The sequence below is a fragment of the Bradyrhizobium sp. USDA 4473 genome (genome assembly GCF_054063335.1).
The window spans coordinates 1806884-1825536 of record NZ_JBSSGE010000001.1 but is presented as its reverse complement, the minus strand read 5'-3'; the positions used below and the strand labels follow the sequence as shown (position 1 = coordinate 1825536).

Below are 18653 nucleotides of genomic sequence, written 5' to 3'. Positions count from 1 at the left end.
CTGTATTGCCGGAGTGAATTGTGAGAGCCCCCGCCCCGTCCTACCCGCATCCCGCGCGGCTGATCCTGATTCTGTCGCTTGCACCGACCGTCGGTCTCGGCATCGGCCGTTTCGCCTATTCGCTGGTGCTGCCCGACATGCGCGAGCAGCTGGCCTGGTCGTATTCGGCCGCCGGCTTTATGAACACGATCAATGCCGCCGGCTATCTGGTCGGCGCATTGTTCGCCTCGCGCCTGATCCAGCGCTTCGGGCTCGCCGCATCGGTGCGCTGGTCGACGCTGGCCTGCGCGCTGTCGCTGGCGCTGTGCGCCATCTCGGGCAATTTCGCCGTGCTGAGCTTTGCCCGCCTGCTGGTCGGCTTCGCCGCCGCGATCGGCTTTGTCGGCGGCGGCGCGCTGGCGGCGACGATCGCGCAATCGCGCCCGGACCGCGCCAACTTCCTGCTCAGCCTGTTCTATGCCGGACCGGGCGTCGGCATCCTGGCATCGGGCCTGATCGCGCCGTTCGTGTTGCAGGGCTTTGGCGCCGGCTCGTGGTGGATCGTGTGGTGGGCGATGACCTTGCTCTCCGCAATCATGATCGTGCCGTTGTGGCTTGCGCCATTGCACGCCAATGCAATCGCCGGCGGCATCGTCCGCACCAAATTCGCCGTGATGCCGGTCCTGATCTACCTCGCCGCCTATTTCCTGTTCGGCGCCGGCTACATCGCCTACATGACCTTCATGATCGCCTATGTCCGCGACGGTGGCGGCGGCGCGGTGGCACAGAGTGCGTTCTGGAGCCTGATCGGCGTCAGCGCCTTCGTCACGCCATGGGTCTGGCGGCGGGTGCTGGCGCTCGACCGCGGCGGGCTCGCCACCACGATCATCCTCGGCGTCAACGCACTCGGCGCGGCGCTGCCGATCTTCGGCCATTCGCCGCTGCTGCTGGCGATCTCGGCGCTGGTGTTCGGCGTCGCGTTCTTCGCCGTGGTCGGCTCGACCACCGCGTTCGTGCGCCTCAACTACCCGGCTGAAGCCTGGCCGACCGCAATCGCGGCGATGACCATTGCCTTCGGCATCGGCCAGACGCTCGGGCCGATCGTGGTCGGCGCGATCACCGACGCGGTGGGCAGCCTGTCATTTGCGTTGAACGTCTCGGCCGCGATGCTTGTGGTGGGGGCGGTGCTGTCGGCGTTTCAGAGGAAGGTGGGGCGGTAGTCCTCCGTCGTCATTCCGGGGCTCGCTAAGCGAGAGCCCGGAATCCATCGTAACGCAACACATGCGGCCAAATGGATTCCAGGCTCGCGCCAAGAGGCGCGCCCCGGAATGACGAGGGGAGAGTTCAGCTTCCACTAAACGAATTATACCCCTGGTCTTCCCAGTAGCCGCCCTTGTAGTCGTTGGTGACTTCCATCGAGAGCACGTATTTCGGGTTCTTGAAGCCGAGTTTCGTGGGCACCCGGATCTTCATCGGGAAGCCGTAGGCGCGCGGCAGGATCTCGTCGCCGAACTTGAACGTCATCTGGGTCTGCGGGTGCAGCGCCGTGCGCATGTCCAGCGGCGAGTTGTAGCCGTCCTTGTCCGCGCACTGGAACCAGACATATTTGGCGCGGGTGTCGGCACCGACCAGCTTGAGGAAGTCGCGCAACGGCGTGCCGGTCCAGCTGCCGATTGCGCTCCAGCCCTCGACGCAGATATGCCGCGTCACCTGCTTGACCTGCGGCAGCTTGTACAATTCGTCGAGCGTCCACGACTTCTTGTTCTCGACCAGCCCGCGCACCTCGAGCTTCCAGTCGGCGCCCGCAATCTCAGGCGCATCGTCGAGATCGTAATAGGCATTGAACGGAAACGGCTTGGTGATCATGCTCTCGGGAAAGGTCGGAGCCAGCGCGTCCGGATTGAACATCCAGGCCTGCACTGCGTCGTTGAACTTGGAGACATGCTTCAGCAGTTCCTCCGCCGACGACGAATCGACCACGTCGCAGCCGGTCAACAGCGTCAGCGCGCCGAGGCTGGTGCCCGCCGTGATGAAGCGGCGGCGCGTCAGCTCCGGCATCGTCTTCACTGCGTCGCGCACGAGCAGCTTCTTGTCGACACCGGGGATCAGGAGCTTGCGGAGACGACCCATGACAATCCTCCTACAGCATGATCCGGAAAAGTGCGAAGCGGTTTTCCGAAAAGATCATGCTCAAACAATAAGAAGCTAAGGCGCGATGACGATTCATCGCGCTTTAGCGCCCGATAATCATGGCGCGCAGGCTCTTCGGCACCAGCAGCGCAAGCGCGACATGGATCACCAGGAAGGCGACGATCAGCGCCATGCAGGTGAAGTGAACATAACGGGCGAAATCGTAGCCGCCGAACAGCGAGACCAGCCAATGCAATTGCACCGGCTTCCACATCGACAGGCCGGACAGCACGATGACGACACCGACGATGATGATGCCGGCATAGAGCAGCTTCTGCACCGAATTGTACTTGCTGAGATCGTCATGCGACAGCTTGAAGGTCAGCGCCGCCCTAGTGTCGGCAATCACGCCGCCGGGAGTGATCGGCAGCAGTTTCTTGCGGAAGCGGCCGGTGGCGAAGCCGAGCGCCAGGTAGACCAGGCCGTTGATCATCAAGAGCCACATCGCGGCGAAATGCCAGAGCAGCGCGCCGCCGAGCCAGCCGCCGAGCGTGATGCTGCGCGAGAAACTGAAGCCAAACAGCGGCGAGGCGTTGTAGATCTGCCAGCCGGACATGATCATCAGGATCATCGCGACAGCGTTGATCCAGTGCACCATGCGGACCCAGACCGGCTGGATCACCTTCGCGGGCGTTGCGGTCTCTGCCTGGTGGTCGCTGACGGCAAGGCTCGTCATGGAAATTCTCTGCTCATGGTCGTTACCGGCTTATACGCCGGGAACCGGGGTTGCGTTACGGGGGCACGCCTCATCAGTTTGATATACGCCACCCGATCTGGTCACAAAAATGCGAGCCGGAGCGAGGCTCCGGCTCGCGATTTTTGAAAGCGCGCAGGGACTAAATCGGGGCCGCCGGGTGTTACGTCGCCGGCATCAGCACGGTGTCGACCACATGGATGACGCCGTTCGACTGGTTGACGTTGGAGATCGTCACCATCGAGGTGCCACCCTTGGCGTCGACGATCCAGACCTTGCCGTCCTGGTGCTTCACGGTCAGTTCCTCGCCCTCGGCAGTCTTCAGCTTCTTGCCGTCGGTGAGGTCGGAGGCCTCGAACTTGCCGGGCACCACATGGTAGGTGAGGATCTTGGTCAGCGTCGCCTTGTTCTCGGGCTTGACCAGATTGTCGACGGTTCCGGGCGGCAGCTTGCCGAACGCCGCATTGGTCGGCGCGAACACCGTGAACGGGCCCTTGCCTTCCAGCGTGCCGACCAGGCCCGCGGCCTTCACCGCAGCGACCAGAGTGGTGTGGTCCTTCGAATTGACGGCGTTCTGGACGATGTTCTTCGACGGGAACATCGCCGCGCCGCCGACCATCACGGTCTTCTCCTCGGCACGGACCGGCGCCACGACGGTGGCGGTGATCGCGATGGCACTGAAGGCGGCGGCAGCGAGAGTGGCAATACGCTTCGACATGGTTTCGTCTCCCGATGGGTAATCGAGCCGACGCATCCGCGCCGGCGATGAAGGGACAACAACGGCACGGATGGGTTTGATGAAAGCGCCGTCGTTGGCCTGAGCTACGGGAGGTTTTCGGCGCGGTTTCCGGAATAATTCTTTGTGATTCCTGAAACCAGCTGCGGCGCGCTGCGTACACGCGACGCGGTCGCGCATTCCATTCAGCGGAATGGACGGGTGCGATGCCGCGAGCAATTTGCTTGCCGCCACCGCGCGATTGGTTCAGCCTGAGCTTGCAGGCTGCTTCGCAGAGAGCGGCTGCGGGGAGTCAATCATGAGCAGCATCACGGCTGACGGCCATGCCATGCCTGCGGTGAACGATGCAGGCACCGACATCGGCCCGCTCGAGCAGCAACACCTGCAATACGCCAACTACCGCGCCGTCGCCGGCGGCACCGAGCTCACCAAAACCCATTGGCACATCGCCACCGCCAACGCGCTCGGCTGGGGCTTTGACGGCATGGACGGCGTGATCTTCGCGCTGATCTCGCCGATGGTGATCAAGGAATTCGCGCTGACCTTGCCGGAATATCGCTCCGGCATGCAGATCGCATTGTTCGTCGGCATCGCCGGGCTTTATTTCTGGCCGTGGCTCGCCGACCGCTACGGCCGCCGCACGCTGCTCGCGGTCAACATCGCGCTGTTCTCGCTGCTGATGCCGGTCGCGGCGATGTCGCCGACCTTCGCGGTGTTCGTGATCGCACGCTCGCTCTTGTTCTTTGCGCTCAACGGCGAATGGTCGCTCGGCTCGATGCTGGTGGCGGAGACCTGGCCGGCGCGGTTGCGTGGACGCGTCATCAGCATCACCCGCTCGGCCTGGTGCCTCGGCGCCACCTCCGCAGGCGCGATCACCGGGCTGATCGCCGCCAACTATGGCTGGCGCATCGCCGTGATGGTGCCCGGCGTGATCGCGCTGCTTGCGATCTATATCCGCTCCACCTGCCCGGAATCGCCCTATTGGGTGCGGTCACAGGACCGCAAGCGGCGCATCGCCGAGACACTGGCGCGCGGCGGCACGGTTAGCGACGACGACCGCACCTGGTTCGGCAAGGCCAAATCGGTCGGCATCCGCCAGGTCTTCATGCCCGACGTGCTGCCCTCGACATTGGTCGCGCTGTTCGTGGCCTGTGCCTCGACCTGCATCTACGGCACGGTCGGCGCCTGGATGCCGCTCTACCTCTCGACCGAGAAGCACTGGTCGACCACCGAATACAGCCTGTTCTATGTGTTCTACGGCCTGTGCGGCTTCGTCGGCCTGTGCCTGGTCGGCTGGCTGATCGACAAGATCGGCCGCCGCCGCACCTTCATCATTGCGTTGATCGAGGGCGCGGTCTTCATGACGCTCTGGGTCTATTCCGAGGACCGCGTGCTGCTGTGGACGTTCGGACTGCTTTGGTGCCTCGGCTTCCTCGGCTTCTGGGGCCCGAGCACGACGCTGACGGCGGAAATCTTCCCGACCCGGATCCGCGGCGCCGCCAACGGCGTGGTCTGGGCGATCGCCTATCTGGTCGGTTTCGTGCTGTTCCCCTTCGTCTCGATCGCGCTGCAGCAGCACACCGGCTCGTTCGCGCTGGCGTTCCTCTGCATCCCCGTGCTGATGCTCGCGATGGCGGTCGGCGTGGTCCTGTTCGTGCCGGAACATTCCGGGAAAGAGCTGAACGAGATCAGCGAGTGATCCGTCACGATTTGTAGCCCGGATGGAGCGCAGCGAAATCCGGGACAGCCTCTCCGCAAGAGACCGCCCCGGATTGCGCTTCGCTCCATCCGGACTACGACGTGACCGCCGCCTAATCCCGGTTCGCCGGCGTCTGGATGAACCCGCGATTATGCGTCGGGCTGATCAGGATCTCGTTCATGCAGACCCGCGCCGGCATGCTGGCGACGAAGGCGATGGTGCGGCCGCAATCCTCGGGCTGCAGCATCTTGGCCTGCTCGGCCTCGCTCGGCACCACCGGCCGCTGCTTCAGGATCGGGGTGGCGACCTCGCCCGGCGACAGGCAGCAGGCGCGCAGGCCGTTGACGCATTCGTCCATGTTGAAGGAATGGGTCAGCGCCAGCACCGCGTGCTTGGTGGTGGTGTAGGCCGGGCCCGGCATCTTCGAGATGTGGCGGCCGGCCCAGGAGGCGACGTTGATGATGCAGCCGTCCTGCTGCTTGCGCATGGTCGGCAGCACCGCGCGCATGCAATACAGCACGCCGTTGAGGTTGACCTCGACGAGCTTGTCCCAGCCTTCCAGTTCCATATCGGCCCAGCTGCGTTTCGGCACGTTGATGCCCGCGCTGTTGACCAAAAGATCGATGCGGCCGTGCCTGGCGACGATCGCCTCTGCCGCCTTGTTGACCTCGGCCTTGTTGCTGACGTCGAGCGGGATCGCCTCGGCCGTGCCGCCCTTTTTTGTGATGTTGGCCACGACGCGGTCGAGCTCTTGCTTGCGGCGGCCGGAGACCACCACCGTCCAGCCGTCCGCGGCCAGGAATTCCGCCCCGGATTCGCCGATTCCGGTGCCGCCGCCTGTGACCCAGGCCACGCGTTTCCCATGATTTGTCATGCAAACTGTCTCCGTTGCTTTCCGAAGGGCGTTTTTGCTAATCCAGCCGGACTCTTACCGGCTCTTTCGCCCCTCAGGGGATGTTGCATGAACACGACCGCCAACGCCAATCTGTTTTCCCGCCTGTTCGACGGCCTCGACGACCCCAACCGGCTCGCGATCGAGCAGCTCGACGACAGCCGCATCACCTATGGCGATTTGATCGCGCGGGCGGGCCAGATCGCGAATGTGCTGGTTGAGCGCGGCGTCAAGCCGGGCGACCGCGTCGCGGCGCAGACCGAGAAATCGGTGTCGGCGCTGGTGCTGTATCTCGCCACCGTGCGCGCCGGCGGTGTCTATTTGCCGCTCAACACCGCCTACACGCTGAACGAACTCGAATACTTCATCACGGACGCCGAGCCGGCGCTGGTGGTCTGCGACCCCGCCAAGCTCGAAGGCATCAGGGCAATCGCGGCCAAGGTCGGCGCCAGGGTCGAGACGCTCGATCCGACCGGCAAGGGCTCGCTGACCGAGGCCGCCGACAAAGCGGCGAAGGAATTCGCGACCGTCCCGCGGGCAAACAACGATCTCGCCGCGATCCTCTACACCTCGGGCACCACCGGCCGCTCCAAGGGGGCGATGCTCTCGCACGACAATCTGGCGTCGAACTCGTATTCGCTGGTCGATTACTGGCGCTTCACCGACAAGGACGTGCTGATCCACGCACTGCCGATCTATCACACCCACGGCCTGTTCGTGGCCAGCAACGTGACGCTGTTCGCGCGCGCCGCGATGATCTTCCTGCCGAAGTTCGATCCGGACCTGATCATCAAGCTGATGGCCCGCGCCACCGTGATGATGGGCGTGCCGACCTTCTACACCCGCCTGTTGCAGAACCCCGGCCTGAACAAGGACGCGACAAAGCACATGCGGCTGTTCATCTCGGGCTCCGCGCCGCTGCTCGCGGACACCCATCGCGAATGGTCTGCCCGCACCGGCCACGCCGTGCTCGAGCGCTACGGCATGACCGAGACCAACATGAACACGAGCAATCCCTATGACGGCGACCGCGTGCCCGGCGCGGTCGGCTTCGCGCTGCCCGGCGTCTCGGTGCGGGTCACCGATCCAGAGAGCGGCAAGGAGCTTCCTCGCGAGACCATCGGCATGATCGAGGTCAAGGGCCCGAACGTATTCCAGGGCTATTGGCGGATGCCGGAGAAGACCAAGGCCGAATTCCGCGGCGACGGCTTCTTCATCACCGGCGACCTCGGCAAGATCGACGACAAGGGCTACGTCCACATCCTCGGCCGCGGCAAGGATCTGGTGATCTCGGGCGGCTTCAACGTCTACCCGAAGGAGATCGAGAGCGAGATCGACGCCATGCCGGGCGTGGTCGAATCCGCCGTGATCGGCGTGCCGCATGCCGATTTCGGCGAAGGCGTCACCGCCGTGCTGGTTTGCAGCAAGGGCGCCGATGTCAGCGAAGCCTCGGTGCTGAAGGCGCTCGACGGCCGGCTGGCCAAGTTCAAGATGCCCAAGCGCGTCTTCGTGGTCGACGAATTGCCGCGCAACGCGATGGGCAAGGTGCAGAAGAATATCTTGCGGGATACGTATAAGGATATTTATTCGAAGTGATTTCCGTAGCCCGGATGAAGCGAAGCGAAATCCGGGAGCGGTCTATCCTCTGCAAGAATCCCGGATTGCGCTTCGCTCCATCCGGGCTACGCACCGCCCGACAGGCTGATCACGAATCGGCCGCCGACGATGAAGAGATAGGCCCCGAACGCCACCTCCAGCGCGCGCTTCGACAGCGCGTGCGCGACCTTGACGCCGAGCGGTGCGGTGACCAGCGTGGTCGGCATCACCAGGAGCGCGCCGATCAGCGAGACATAGCCGAGCGCAAACGGCAATTGCAGCGCGGCGACGTCGGGGAAGCGCGCGGCGGCGGGCCAGCCGGCATAGACGTAACCCAGCGCGCCGGGGATCGAGATCAAGACCGCGAGCGCGGACGAGGTCGCGACCGCCTGATGGATCGGCCGGCCGTAGAAGGTCATCAGCAGATTGGCGAACAGCCCGCCGCCGATGCCCATCAGAGTCGACAGCAGGCCGACGAAGAAGCCATAGATGCGCATCAGAAAACCCCTCGGCACGTCGTCGCCGAACTTCCAGGTCTCGCGCGCCAACAGCAGCCGCGCCGCCGCCGACCAGGCCACCATCACGAACACGATCTTGAACAGCCGCTCCGGCGCGAAGCGCGCGGTGACGCTGCCGGCGGCGACGCCGATCACGATCGGCAGCCACCAGCGCTTCAGGATCTCCATGTCGACCGCACCGCGGCGGTAATGGGCACGGAACGAGCTCAGCGAGGTCGGGATGATGATCGCGAGCGAGGTGCCGATGCAGAGCGGCATCCGAACTTCCAAGGGCACGCCGGCGAGGCGAAAGCATTCGTAGAACACCGGCACCAGGATCGCGCCGCCACCGATGCCGAACAGGCCGGCGAGGAAGCCGGACAGCGCGCCGACCGCGATTAGCAGCAGCGCAAGCTCGAGCAATTCCCTGGGATCGAGGCCGGCCATCATGTCCTTCATCTGTGTTCGGCGCGCGGCCGCAGCCGTGCCGTGGCGCCGCCTCGAGAGAGCAATAGCCGCTTTTCGGATTCGGGAGTATCTATGCTGTTGCGCAGGCTCTGTTGCGAAATGCGGAAGGATCGGGCTTGGACCAGCTTGCGGCAATGGCAGCCTTTGTCCGCGCGGTTGAGACCGGCAGCCTGTCGGCGGCGGCACGGTCGCTGCCGAGCTCGCTGACCTCGGTCAGCCGCCAGATCAGCGCGCTTGAAGAGCATTTCGGTACCCGCCTGTTGCTGCGCACCACCCGCCAGCTCGCGCTGACCGATGACGGCCGGATCCTCTATGAGCGGGCGAAATCGGTTCTCGGCGAGATCAAGGAGATCGAGGCGGCGCTGGCCCGCGATCCGCAGCAGCCGTCGGGCCGGATCAGGCTGAGCTCGCCGAGCCTGATCGGACGGCTCGTGATCGCGCCCTTGCTGGTCGAGTTTCTGCGCCGCTATCCGGCACTGTCGGTCGACCTGCTGTTGATCGATCGCGCCGTCGACATGATCGAGGAGGACATCCATCTGGCCATTCGGATCGGCCGGCTGCGCGACTCGCAGCTCGTCACCCGCAAGCTCACCGATCTGCAGATGATCGTGTGTGCATCACCGAATTATCTGGCCCGGCACGGCGAGCCGCGAACGCCGAGCGATCTTGCGACGCATGACTGCCTGGTGTTTTCCGATTCGCCTGGCAGCGCGGAGTGGCGCTTTGCCGATGGATCGAAGACGGGCCGCAAATTCCGCATATCCGGTCGGCTCTGGATGAATAGCCTCGACGCGCTGGTTGCTGCGGCGCGGGATGGTGCTGGCATCGTCCGTGTGCCGTCGTGGCAGGTACAGTCCGATCTCTTGAACGGCCGGCTGCAACGCCTGCTGATCGACCATGAGCCGGCGCCGACGCCGTTGCATTTGATGCTTCAGCCGGCGCGCCTCGCATCGCCTAAGATCAGGGCATTCGTCGATTATCTGGTGGAACAATGGGGCAGGATCGACGCCTTTCGGACGCCGGAAGGCGGCATCTGACCAGCCGGCGAACGGTCGTGAATATCCATTCACTTCTTAGTTCACTCGACCTTGCATCTGGTATACCACACTGCGGATCAATCAGAATTCGGCAACTCTAACAATGAACTTCGGTTCGAGCGAAGGCTATTTGGCCGTTGCGCGGGGTGAGTCTAGTCCGTAAATAGAACTCCTCTACCGCGTTCCCCGATGGGCCGGGCGCGGTCCCTCACATCATAAAGCCCGCCGATGACCGCCAGGATCGAACGACCGCTTTCACCCCATTTGCAGACCTACCGGTGGACGCTGACGATGGCGCTGTCCATCGTTCACCGTGCCACAGGTGTGGCACTCTATTTCGGCACCCTGCTGCTGGCCTGGTGGCTGATCGCCGCCGCCTCCGGCCCGACCGCCTATGCCAACGTCCAGGCCTTCACCGGCAGCGCGATCGGCAAGCTGATCGTGTTCGGCTATACATGGGCGCTGATGCACCATCTGTGCAGCGGCATCCGGCATTTCGTCTGGGACCTCGGCTACGGCTTCAAGGCCAATGAGCGCGAAGCCCTGACCTGGGGCGCGCTGGTCGCCGGCATCGCGCTGACCGTGCTGGTCTGGATCATTGCCTACGCGGTTGGAGGTGGACGATGAGCGGCCCCTCCTCGATGCGCACGCCGCTGGAACGCGTTCGCGGCCTCGGCTCGGCGCACACCGGCACCGGCGATTTCTGGCGCCAGCGCCTCACCGCGGTCGCGATGACGCTGCTGATCGTCCCCGTCATCGTCGTGATGATCATGCTGGTCGGCCGCAACCACGCCGGCGCGGCGCAGATCCTCGGCTCGATCCCGATCGCCATCATCCTCTTGCTCTTCATCGTCGCCAGCGTCTGGCACATGAAGATCGGCATGCAGGTCGTGATCGAGGACTACATCCACAACGAGAAGCTGAAGATCGCCAGCGTGATGGCGAACAACTTCTTCTGCGTCGCGGTCGCATTGGCCTCGATCTACGCAATCCTCAAATTGTCGTCGGGAGTTTGACCCATGGCCACTCAAGGTTTGGCCGCTGAAAGTAACGGCAAGGCCACCAACGGCAGTGGCCCTGCCAGCAATGGCAAGGCCTACCCGATCCAGGACCACACCTACGACGTCGTCGTGGTCGGCGCCGGCGGCGCCGGCCTGCGCGCGGTGGTCGGCTGCTCGGAAGCGGGCCTGCGCACGGCCTGCATCACCAAGGTATTTCCGACCCGCTCGCACACCGTTGCGGCGCAGGGCGGCATCTCGGCCTCGCTCGGCAACATGCATCCGGACGACTGGCGCTGGCACATGTACGACACCGTGAAGGGATCGGACTGGCTCGGCGACCAGGACGCGATCGAATACATGGTGCGCAACGCGCCCGACGCGGTCTACGAGCTCGAGCATTGGGGCGTGCCGTTCTCGCGCACCGAGGACGGCAAGATCTATCAGCGCCCGTTCGGCGGCATGACCATGGATTACGGCAAGGGCCAGGCGCAGCGCACCTGCGCCGCGGCCGACCGCACCGGCCACGCCATGCTGCACACGATGTATGGCCAGTCGCTGCGCCACTCGGCCGAGTTCTTCATCGAATTCTTCGCCATCGACCTGATCATGGACGACCAGGGCGTCTGCCGCGGCGTGATCGCGCTCAAGCTCGATGACGGCACGCTGCATCGCTTCCGCGCCCAGACCACGATTCTGGCGACCGGCGGCTATGGCCGCGCTTACGCCTCCTGCACCTCGGCGCACACCTGCACCGGCGACGGCGGCGGCATGGTGCTGCGCGCCGGCCTGCCGCTGCAGGATATGGAGTTTGTCCAGTTCCATCCGACCGGCATCTACGGCTCGGGCTGCCTCGTCACCGAAGGCGCCCGCGGCGAAGGCGGCTACCTCGTCAACTCCGAAGGCGAGCGCTTCATGGAGCGCTACGCGCCGTCGGCCAAGGACCTCGCCTCGCGCGACGTCGTCTCGCGTGCGATGACGATCGAGATCCGCGAAGGCCGCGGCGTCGGCAAGAAGAAGGACCACATCTTCCTGCACCTCGACCACCTCGATCCGAAGGTGCTGCATGAGCGGCTGCCGGGCATCTCCGAATCGGCGAGAATCTTCGCCAATGTCGACGTCACCCGCGAGCCGATTCCGATCGTGCCGACCGTGCACTACAACATGGGCGGCATTGCCACGAACTATCACGCCGAGGTGCTGACCAAGCGCAACGGCGACGACAACTCGGTGGTGCCGGGCCTGATGGCGATCGGCGAGGCCGCCTGCGTCTCGGTGCACGGCGCCAACCGCCTCGGCTCCAACTCGCTGATCGACCTCGTGGTGTTCGGCCGCGCCGCGGCGCTGCGCCTCGCCGACAAGCTGACGGCGAACGCCAAGCAGCCGGAACTGCCGAAGGACTCGGCCGACCGCGCGCTCGGCCGGCTCGACCACTTCCGTCACGCCTCCGGCGGCACGCCGACCGCGAAGCTGCGCGACAGCATGCAGCATGTGATGCAGAACAATTGCGCGGTGTTCCGCACCGGCGAGGTGCTGCAGGAAGGCCAGAACCTGATCCACAAGGTCTATGGCGGCGTCGGCGACATCTCGGTCTCGGACCGCTCGCTGGTGTGGAATTCCGACCTGGTCGAGACGCTGGAATTCGACAATCTGATCGTGCAGGCGGTCGTGACGATGGATTCGGCCGCGAACCGCACCGAGAGCCGCGGCGCACATGCGCGCGAGGATTTCTCGGCGCGCGACGACAAGAACTGGATGAAGCACACGCTGACCTGGATCGATCCGGCCGGCAAGACCACGATCGATTACCGTCCCGTCCACGACTACACGATGACCAACGATGTGCAGTACATCCCGCCGAAGGCGCGGGTTTACTGAGAACGAAGGCGAGCAAGCATGGTTGAATTCGCACTTCCGAAGAATTCGAAGATTTCCGGCGGCAAGACCTGGCCGAAGCCGGCCGGCGCCACCGAGACCCGCGAATTCCGGGTGTATCGCTGGAATCCGGACGACGGCAAGAATCCGAGTGTCGACACCTACTATGTCGACACCAATGATTGCGGTCCGATGGTGCTGGACGGTCTGATCTGGATCAAGAACCACATCGACCCGACGCTGACCTTCCGCCGCTCCTGCCGCGAGGGCGTCTGCGGTTCCTGCGCGATGAACATCGACGGCCAGAACACGCTGGCCTGCACCAAGTCGATGCACGATGTCGGCGCCGGCGGCGCGGTGAAAGTCAATCCGCTGCCGCACCAGCCGGTGGTCAAGGACCTGGTCCCCGACCTCACCAATTTCTACGCCCAGTATGCCTCGATCGAGCCGTGGCTGAAGACCACGACGCCGACGCCGCAGAAGGAGTGGAGGCAGAGCCACGAGGACCGCGAGAAGCTCGACGGTCTCTACGAGTGCATCCTGTGCGCCTGCTGCTCGACCTCGTGCCCGAGCTATTGGTGGAACAGCGAACGCTTCCTCGGCCCCGCCGCGCTGCTGCAGGCAACGCGCTGGGTCACCGATTCCCGCGACGAAGCGACCGGCGAGCGGCTCGACAATCTCGAGGATCCGTTCCGCCTCTATCGCTGCCACACCATCATGAACTGCGCCAAGGCGTGCCCGAAGGGTCTCAATCCCTCGGAAGCGATCGCCGAGCTCAAGTTCAAGATGGTCGAACGCCAGATCTGATCCGACACCGCCGCGGCTGGCGCTGGTATCAGTGGCCAGCCGCCGGCCGGATCAGGATATCCGCGCCGACCGCATCGGCGCCGGGCCGATCGAGGTCGAGCACGACGTCGACGATGCTGTGATCCTCCGGATCCATCGTGACGGTGAAGCCGAGATCGCGGCACATCCCGATCATGGTGGTGTTCTCGGTCAAGACCTGGCCGGACAGGCGCTTCAGTCCCTCCGACCGCGCATAGTGGATCAGGAGCTGCATCAGCGCCCAGCCGAGGCCTTTGCCCTTCAGATCGGACTGCAGCAGGATCGCGTATTCGGCGTTCTGGTACAGCGAATCCGAATGCAGCCGGACCGCGCCCATCATCTCGCCGGTCGCCGGATCGAGCGCCACGAAGGCCATCGCGCGCGCATAGTCGAGCTGGGTCAGGCGCGCGATGAAGGCGTGCGAGAATTCCTTCATCGCGTGGAAGAAGCGCAGCCTGAGATCCTCGGCGGTGACGCGCTTGAAGAAATCGGCGACCATCGGCTCGTCCTCGGGACGCATCGGACGCACCGTGACATGCGAGCCGTCGCGCAGCGCCAGCTCACCTTCCCACTGTGACGGATAGGGCCTGACCGCGAGCCTGGTGTGGCCGGCAAACAGCCGCGTCGGCTTGCGAATCGCCACCCGCGCATCGAGCGCCAGCACGCCGCTCTCGTCGGCCAGCATCGGATTGATATCGAGCTCGGCGACCTCGGGAATGTCGGCGGCCATCTGCGCCAGCTTGACCAGAGTGAGCGGCACCACGTCGGCCGGGACGGCCGGCACATCGCCATAGCCGCCGAGCAGCCGCGACACGCGGGTGCGCCCGATCAGTTCACGGGCGAGATTCATGTCGAGCGGCGGCAGCGCCAGCACCTTGTCGTTGATCACCTCGACCGCCGGACCGCCGCGGCCGAACACGATCACCGGGCCGAAGGTCGGATCGTCGGCGATGCCGAGGATCAGCTCGCGCGCCGCACGCCGCACGATCATCGGCTGGATCGTCACGCCTTGCAGCGTCGCGTCCGGCCGCGCGCTGCGTGCCCGTTCCATCACGGTCCTGACGGCCTCGACGACGCTGTCGCTGGTGCGCAGGTCGCGGATCACCCCGCCGACATCGGAGGCGTGCCGGATGTCGCGCGAAAACACCCTGACCACGATCGCGTGCCCCGCGGCGAGGAACGGCGCAGCCTTCGCGGCGGCGTCCTCGGCACTGTCGGCGACGAGGGTCGTCACGATCGGAATGCGATAGGCCTCGAACAGCGCGACGATCTCGGCCGGATCGAGCCAGGCGCGTCCCTCCGACAACGCCTTCACGACGACGTGCCGCGCCGCCGGGGTCTCGGGCGTGAACACCGATGCGACGCCGGGCGGCGTCGCGGCGAGCGCGGTGGAGGCCTCGCGGTAGCGCACCAGATACATGAAGGCGCGAACCGCATCATCCTCGGTCGGGAAATGCGGAATCCGCGCCGCCTCGAAGATCGCGCCGGTGCGCTCGTCGGCGCCGACCCAGGCCGCCAGCACCAGGGCCGCGACGGCGCTGCGCCTGGTCCTGCGGTCGCGCACGCACTGCGCCACCGCTTCGGCAATGCCCACGGCCGGCGCCACCGCGGTCTCGACATTGGCGACCAGCACCGCGTCGCTGTTGGCGTCATCGAGCAGGGCGTTGAGCGCCACCACGTAGCGGGCGGCATCGGCATCGCCGGCGATGTCGACCGGATTGGCGCAGGACCAGCCCGGCGGCAGCATCTGGTCGAGCCGTTCGATGGTCTCCGTCGTCAGCGTCGCCGGAACGCCGCCGAGCTCGGCCAGCCGGTCGGTCGCGAGGATACCAAGGCCGCCGCCATTGGTCAGGATCGCAAGCCGGTTGCCGCGCGGCACGAAACCGCGGCCGAGCAGCTCGGCGCAATCGAACAGCTGGCGCAGGTCGTAGACCCGCAACATGCCCGCGCGGCGGAACGCGGCGTCATAGACCGCATCCGAGCCGGCCAGCGCGCCGGTGTGGGTCGCGGCGGCCTTTGCGCCCGGCGCCATCCGCCCAGATTTGACGACGATGACCGGCTTCATGCGCGCCGCGGCACGCGCTGCCGACATGAACTTGCGCGCGTCCTTGACCGCTTCGAGATAGATCAGGATCGCGCTGGTGTGATCGTCGAGCGCGAAATAATCCAGGAGGTCGGCGACGTCGACGTCGAGCTGGTCGCCGATCGACGCGATGCCGGAGAAGCCAAGCCGCCGCTCCGCCGCCCATTCGATCATCGCCGACGCGACCGCGCCGGACTGCGAGATCAGCGCGACATGTCCGTCGGATGGCTGATGCGAGGCGAAGCTCGCATTGAGCTTGGCGCGCGGCACCATGATGCCGAGGCCATTCGGTCCGATCAGGCGCATGCCGTATCGCCGCGCGGCCTGGCCCGCGATCTCCGCGAGCGAACCCGCGCCGTGGCCGAGACCGGCCGACAGGATCGCCGCGCCGGCAACGCCGGCGTGAGCTGCCTCCGCGACGATCTCCGGGACCGCCGCGGCAGCCGCGCTGATGACAATGAGGTCAGGCACGAACGGCAGTGACGTCAGGTCGGGAACGGTCGGCTGCCCATCGACCTCGGCATAGTGCCGGTTGACGACGCCGAGCTTGCCGGCAAAGCCGCTCGCCTTGATGTTCCTGAGCACCGCCGCGCCGAGCGACGACGGGCGTGGACTGCCGCCGACCACCGCGATGCTTCGCGGCGCAAATACCCGCTCCAGGCCGTAGGTCGACATTGCATGGTCTCGCAGGGAGCGCGTGATGCGCTTCGGATGAACTCTACTTCCTCGTTCGACCCATTGTAACCGCTGCGACCTCTGGCCCGTATGACGGAACCCAATACGCCGTCTAATGGAGGCCCAGCGCCTGCGCCAGATTGAAGGTCAGGAAACTCGCGGCATAGGCCAGCACGAGCATGTAGAGGAACGTCACCACCATCCACTTCGCGCCGCCGGTCTCGCGGCGGATCACCGCGAGCGTCGAGGCGCATTGCGGGGCGAAGATGTACCAGACCAGCATCGACAGCGCGGTCGCCAGCGTCCATTTCTGCGCCAGCACCTGGCCGATCGCATCCGCCGCTTCCTTGCCGCCCTCGATCGAATAGACGGTGCCGAGCGCCGCGACCGCGACCTCGCGCGCCGCCATGCCCGGGATCAGCGCCACCGCGATCTGCCAGTTGAAGCCGATCGGCCGCAGCAGCGGCTCGAGCGTATGGCCGATCATCGCCGCGAAGCTGTAGTTGATCGCGGGCCCCTCGGCGCCGGCCGGCGCCTGCGGGAACGAGGCCAGGAACCAGATCAGCACCATCATCGAGAGGATCGTGGTGCCGGCGCGATACAGGAACATCTTGGCGCGATTGAGCACGCCGATCGCAATGCTCTTCAGCCGCGGCACCTTGTAGTCGGGCAATTCGAGCATGAACGGCGCCGGCGCATGGTCGCGCCACAGGAAGAATTTCGCGATCGCCGACACCGTCAGCGCGCTGATGATGCCCGCGGCATACAGCCCGAACATCACGAGGCCCTGCAGATTGACGAAGCCCCACAGCGTGGTTGCCGGAACGAACGCCGAGATGATCAGGGTGTAGACCGGAATCCGCGCCGAGCAGGTCATCAGCGGCGCGATCAGGATCGTGGTCAGGCGGTCGCGCCGGTTGTCGATCACCCGCGTCGCCATGATGCCGGGAATCGCGCAGGCGAAGCTCGACAGCAGCGGAATGAAGGCGCGGCCGTGCAGTCCGGCGCCGCCCATGATGCGATCCATCAGGAACGCGGCGCGCGCCATGTAGCCGAAGTCTTCCAAGAGCAGGATGAACAGGAAGATGATGATGATCTGCGGCAGGAACACGATGACGCTGCCGACGCCGGAGATCAGGCCGTTCTGCAGGAAGCTCTGCAACAGGCCCCAGCTTTCCGGCAGCAAATCATGGATCAATTGCCCGAGCGCCGAGAAGCCGTCCGACAGCAATTCCATCGCCGGCTGCGCCCAGGTGAACACCGCCTGGAACATCACGAACAGGATCACGGCCAGGACCACGAGACCCCAGACCGGATGCAGCACGACCGAATCGATCCGGCTGGTCAGCGTGTCCGGCTTGGTCGGCAGCGTCACCGCCGCCGCGATGATGCGGTCGGCCTCGCGCTGCGCGGCCTTGAGATCGGCGATCGTCGGCGTCGTCCACTCGCTGGCCGACGCCTCATGCGACCGCGCCAGGAATTCGTCGGTCCGCTTCAACAGCTCGTCGACGCCGCCCTTGCGCACCGCGACCGAGGTCACGATCGGCAAGCCCAGCTCCTGCGACATCCGATCGAGATCGATCGTGACGCCGCGGCGCCTCGCGATGTCGATCATGTTGAGCACCAGCATCATCGGCCGGCCGACGCGCTTCAGCTCGAGCACCAGCCGCAAGGTCAGCCGCAGATTGGTGGCGTCGGCGACGCAGAGCACCAGATCAGGCACCGCCTCGCCGTCGAAGCGACCGAGCACGATGTCGCGGGTGATCTCCTCGTCCGGGCTGCGGCCGCGCAGCGAATAGGTGCCGGGCAGATCGAGCACGGTGACGCTGCGGCCCTCCGGCGTGACGAAGCCGCCGGATTTGCGCTCGACCGTGACGCCCGGATAGTTGGCGACCTTCTGGCGGCTGCCGGTCAGGCTGTTGAACAGCGACGTCTTGCCGGTGTTCGGGGCACCGACCAGCGCCAGGCGCAGGGATGCGGTGGTCATTCGACGATCACGGCCATGGCTTCGCTCCGGCGCAGCGCAATCGTGATGTTGTCGACGCGCACCGCGATCGGATCCCGCCGGATCGTGCCTTCATGCAGGATTTCCACGCGCGCGCCTTCCACAAACCCCATCTCGACCAGGCGCTGCTCCAGCTCCTGCGGTGAAAGCGATGAGCCCGTCACGAGCGCATCGAGCCTGATGATCTTGCCGACAAAACCGCGATCCGCATGTCCGAGCCGGGTATCCGGGAAATTGCCGTGGGAGCTGTTTGGATCGCCTGTCATGCGGCCTGTTTTTCAGCAGGTAGTCACAGGGTCAAGCATTTGCCCGTGAGAGGTTTTAGAACTCCTAAAAACAGCGCCCCGGCACGCCATCCCGCCCGATTTTGCGCTTGACGGGCGGCGGTGTGCTAACGAGGTCGT

Annotated in this window: 16 protein-coding genes; 8 read left to right on the top strand and 8 right to left on the bottom strand. The window is 65.3% G+C overall.

Going from position 1 to position 18653, the window contains the following annotated elements; genetic code table 11:
* Positions 1 to 20 precede the first annotated feature (20 nt).
* The gene (locus ACVW17_RS08525) at positions 21 to 1199 is read left to right on the top strand and encodes a YbfB/YjiJ family MFS transporter (RefSeq protein WP_456751468.1); all 1179 of its coding nucleotides are present in this window, start codon (positions 21 to 23) and stop codon (positions 1197 to 1199) included.
* A 124-nt stretch (positions 1200 to 1323) separates the two neighbouring features.
* Here the strand turns inward: ACVW17_RS08525 and ACVW17_RS08520 are convergent, their stop codons facing one another.
* The 3 genes from ACVW17_RS08520 to ACVW17_RS08510 form a co-directional block, all read right to left on the bottom strand.
* Complete coding sequence (locus tag ACVW17_RS08520) at positions 1324 to 2109, bottom strand: molybdopterin-binding protein (protein ID WP_456751467.1); 786 nt, start codon at positions 2107 to 2109, stop codon at positions 1324 to 1326.
* 103 nt (positions 2110 to 2212) lie between these two features.
* Positions 2213 to 2845, bottom strand: coding sequence for a cytochrome b/b6 domain-containing protein (locus ACVW17_RS08515; RefSeq protein ID WP_456751466.1), 633 nt, complete (start codon positions 2843 to 2845; stop codon positions 2213 to 2215).
* Between the two features lie 181 nt (positions 2846 to 3026).
* Positions 3027 to 3581, bottom strand: a complete 555-nt coding sequence (locus tag ACVW17_RS08510; RefSeq protein WP_456751465.1) for a fasciclin domain-containing protein — start codon at positions 3579 to 3581, stop codon at positions 3027 to 3029.
* 316 nt (positions 3582 to 3897) lie between these two features.
* Between ACVW17_RS08510 and ACVW17_RS08505 the strand changes: the two genes are divergently transcribed.
* On the top strand, positions 3898 to 5298 hold the full coding sequence (locus ACVW17_RS08505; protein ID WP_456751464.1) for an MFS transporter: 1401 nt from the start codon (positions 3898 to 3900) through the stop codon (positions 5296 to 5298).
* 112 nt (positions 5299 to 5410) lie between these two features.
* Here the strand turns inward: ACVW17_RS08505 and ACVW17_RS08500 are convergent, their stop codons facing one another.
* Positions 5411 to 6172 carry an SDR family oxidoreductase gene (locus tag ACVW17_RS08500; protein ID WP_456751463.1) on the bottom strand — a complete coding sequence of 254 codons (762 nt, stop codon included), beginning with the start codon at positions 6170 to 6172 and terminating at the stop codon, positions 5411 to 5413.
* Between the two features lie 87 nt (positions 6173 to 6259).
* On the opposite strand from ACVW17_RS08500, the gene ACVW17_RS08495 reads away from it, so the two are divergent.
* Positions 6260 to 7786 (top strand): malonate--CoA ligase, encoded by a 1527-nt coding sequence (locus ACVW17_RS08495; RefSeq protein WP_456751462.1) that lies wholly within the window; start codon positions 6260 to 6262, stop codon positions 7784 to 7786.
* A gap of 86 nt (positions 7787 to 7872) precedes the next feature.
* On the opposite strand, the gene ACVW17_RS08490 is transcribed toward ACVW17_RS08495, so the two are convergent.
* Complete coding sequence (locus ACVW17_RS08490) at positions 7873 to 8733, bottom strand: sulfite exporter TauE/SafE family protein (RefSeq protein WP_456756375.1); 861 nt, start codon at positions 8731 to 8733, stop codon at positions 7873 to 7875.
* Positions 8734 to 8885: 152 nt separating this feature from the next.
* Here ACVW17_RS08490 and ACVW17_RS08485 point away from each other — a divergent pair, with 152 nt between their 5' ends.
* The 5 genes from ACVW17_RS08485 to ACVW17_RS08465 all read left to right on the top strand — a co-directional run bounded on the left by ACVW17_RS08485 (position 8886) and on the right by ACVW17_RS08465 (position 13468).
* Positions 8886 to 9788: a LysR family transcriptional regulator gene (locus tag ACVW17_RS08485; RefSeq protein WP_456751461.1), complete on the top strand. Its 903-nt coding sequence runs from the start codon at positions 8886 to 8888 to the stop codon at positions 9786 to 9788.
* Between the two features lie 228 nt (positions 9789 to 10016).
* Positions 10017 to 10415 (top strand): succinate dehydrogenase, cytochrome b556 subunit, encoded by a 399-nt coding sequence (gene sdhC / locus ACVW17_RS08480; RefSeq protein ID WP_050402512.1) that lies wholly within the window; start codon positions 10017 to 10019, stop codon positions 10413 to 10415.
* A gap of 14 nt (positions 10416 to 10429) precedes the next feature.
* Complete coding sequence (sdhD, locus tag ACVW17_RS08475; RefSeq protein ID WP_456756374.1) at positions 10430 to 10804, top strand: succinate dehydrogenase, hydrophobic membrane anchor protein; 375 nt, start codon at positions 10430 to 10432, stop codon at positions 10802 to 10804.
* Between the two features lie 18 nt (positions 10805 to 10822).
* Entirely contained in the window at positions 10823 to 12664 is a 1842-nt protein-coding gene (sdhA, locus tag ACVW17_RS08470) for a succinate dehydrogenase flavoprotein subunit (RefSeq protein WP_456756373.1), read from the top strand.
* A gap of 18 nt (positions 12665 to 12682) precedes the next feature.
* Positions 12683 to 13468, top strand: a complete 786-nt coding sequence (locus ACVW17_RS08465; RefSeq protein WP_021078861.1) for a succinate dehydrogenase iron-sulfur subunit — start codon at positions 12683 to 12685, stop codon at positions 13466 to 13468.
* Positions 13469 to 13496: 28 nt separating this feature from the next.
* Here the strand turns inward: ACVW17_RS08465 and ACVW17_RS08460 are convergent, their stop codons facing one another.
* The 3 genes from ACVW17_RS08460 to ACVW17_RS08450 all read right to left on the bottom strand — a co-directional run bounded on the left by ACVW17_RS08460 (position 13497) and on the right by ACVW17_RS08450 (position 18515).
* Positions 13497 to 16244 carry a bifunctional acetate--CoA ligase family protein/GNAT family N-acetyltransferase gene (locus ACVW17_RS08460; protein WP_456797021.1) on the bottom strand — a complete coding sequence of 916 codons (2748 nt, stop codon included), beginning with the start codon at positions 16242 to 16244 and terminating at the stop codon, positions 13497 to 13499.
* A 112-nt stretch (positions 16245 to 16356) separates the two neighbouring features.
* Positions 16357 to 18231 (bottom strand): ferrous iron transporter B, encoded by a 1875-nt coding sequence (gene feoB / locus ACVW17_RS08455; protein WP_456751460.1) that lies wholly within the window; start codon positions 18229 to 18231, stop codon positions 16357 to 16359.
* Positions 18228 to 18515, bottom strand: a complete 288-nt coding sequence (locus ACVW17_RS08450; RefSeq protein ID WP_456751459.1) for a FeoA family protein — start codon at positions 18513 to 18515, stop codon at positions 18228 to 18230. The genes feoB and ACVW17_RS08450 overlap by 4 nt, the downstream gene beginning before the upstream one ends.
* Positions 18516 to 18653 lie beyond the last annotated feature (138 nt).

Bases quoted from the DNA above. Each gene is read 5' to 3' on its own strand.
- ACVW17_RS08500 (WP_456751463.1), bottom strand. From the start codon at position 6,172: ATGACAAATCATGGGAAACGCGTGGCCTGGGTCACAGGCGGCGGCACC.
- ACVW17_RS08505 (WP_456751464.1), top strand. From the start codon at position 3,898: ATGAGCAGCATCACGGCTGACGGCCATGCCATGCCTGCGGTGAACGAT.
- ACVW17_RS08510 (WP_456751465.1), bottom strand. From the start codon at position 3,581: ATGTCGAAGCGTATTGCCACTCTCGCTGCCGCCGCCTTCAGTGCCATC.
- ACVW17_RS08520 (WP_456751467.1), bottom strand. From the start codon at position 2,109: ATGGGTCGTCTCCGCAAGCTCCTGATCCCCGGTGTCGACAAGAAGCTG.
- ACVW17_RS08495 (WP_456751462.1), top strand. From the start codon at position 6,260: ATGAACACGACCGCCAACGCCAATCTGTTTTCCCGCCTGTTCGACGGC.
- ACVW17_RS08460 (WP_456797021.1), bottom strand. From the start codon at position 16,244: ATGTCGACCTACGGCCTGGAGCGGGTATTTGCGCCGCGAAGCATCGCG.
- ACVW17_RS08490 (WP_456756375.1), bottom strand. From the start codon at position 8,733: ATGATGGCCGGCCTCGATCCCAGGGAATTGCTCGAGCTTGCGCTGCTG.
- sdhD (WP_456756374.1), top strand. From the start codon at position 10,430: ATGCGCACGCCGCTGGAACGCGTTCGCGGCCTCGGCTCGGCGCACACC.
- ACVW17_RS08515 (WP_456751466.1), bottom strand. From the start codon at position 2,845: ATGACGAGCCTTGCCGTCAGCGACCACCAGGCAGAGACCGCAACGCCC.
- ACVW17_RS08485 (WP_456751461.1), top strand. From the start codon at position 8,886: ATGGCAGCCTTTGTCCGCGCGGTTGAGACCGGCAGCCTGTCGGCGGCG.
- sdhC (WP_050402512.1), top strand. From the start codon at position 10,017: ATGACCGCCAGGATCGAACGACCGCTTTCACCCCATTTGCAGACCTAC.
- feoB (WP_456751460.1), bottom strand. From the start codon at position 18,231: ATGACCACCGCATCCCTGCGCCTGGCGCTGGTCGGTGCCCCGAACACC.
- ACVW17_RS08450 (WP_456751459.1), bottom strand. From the start codon at position 18,515: ATGACAGGCGATCCAAACAGCTCCCACGGCAATTTCCCGGATACCCGG.
- ACVW17_RS08465 (WP_021078861.1), top strand. From the start codon at position 12,683: ATGGTTGAATTCGCACTTCCGAAGAATTCGAAGATTTCCGGCGGCAAG.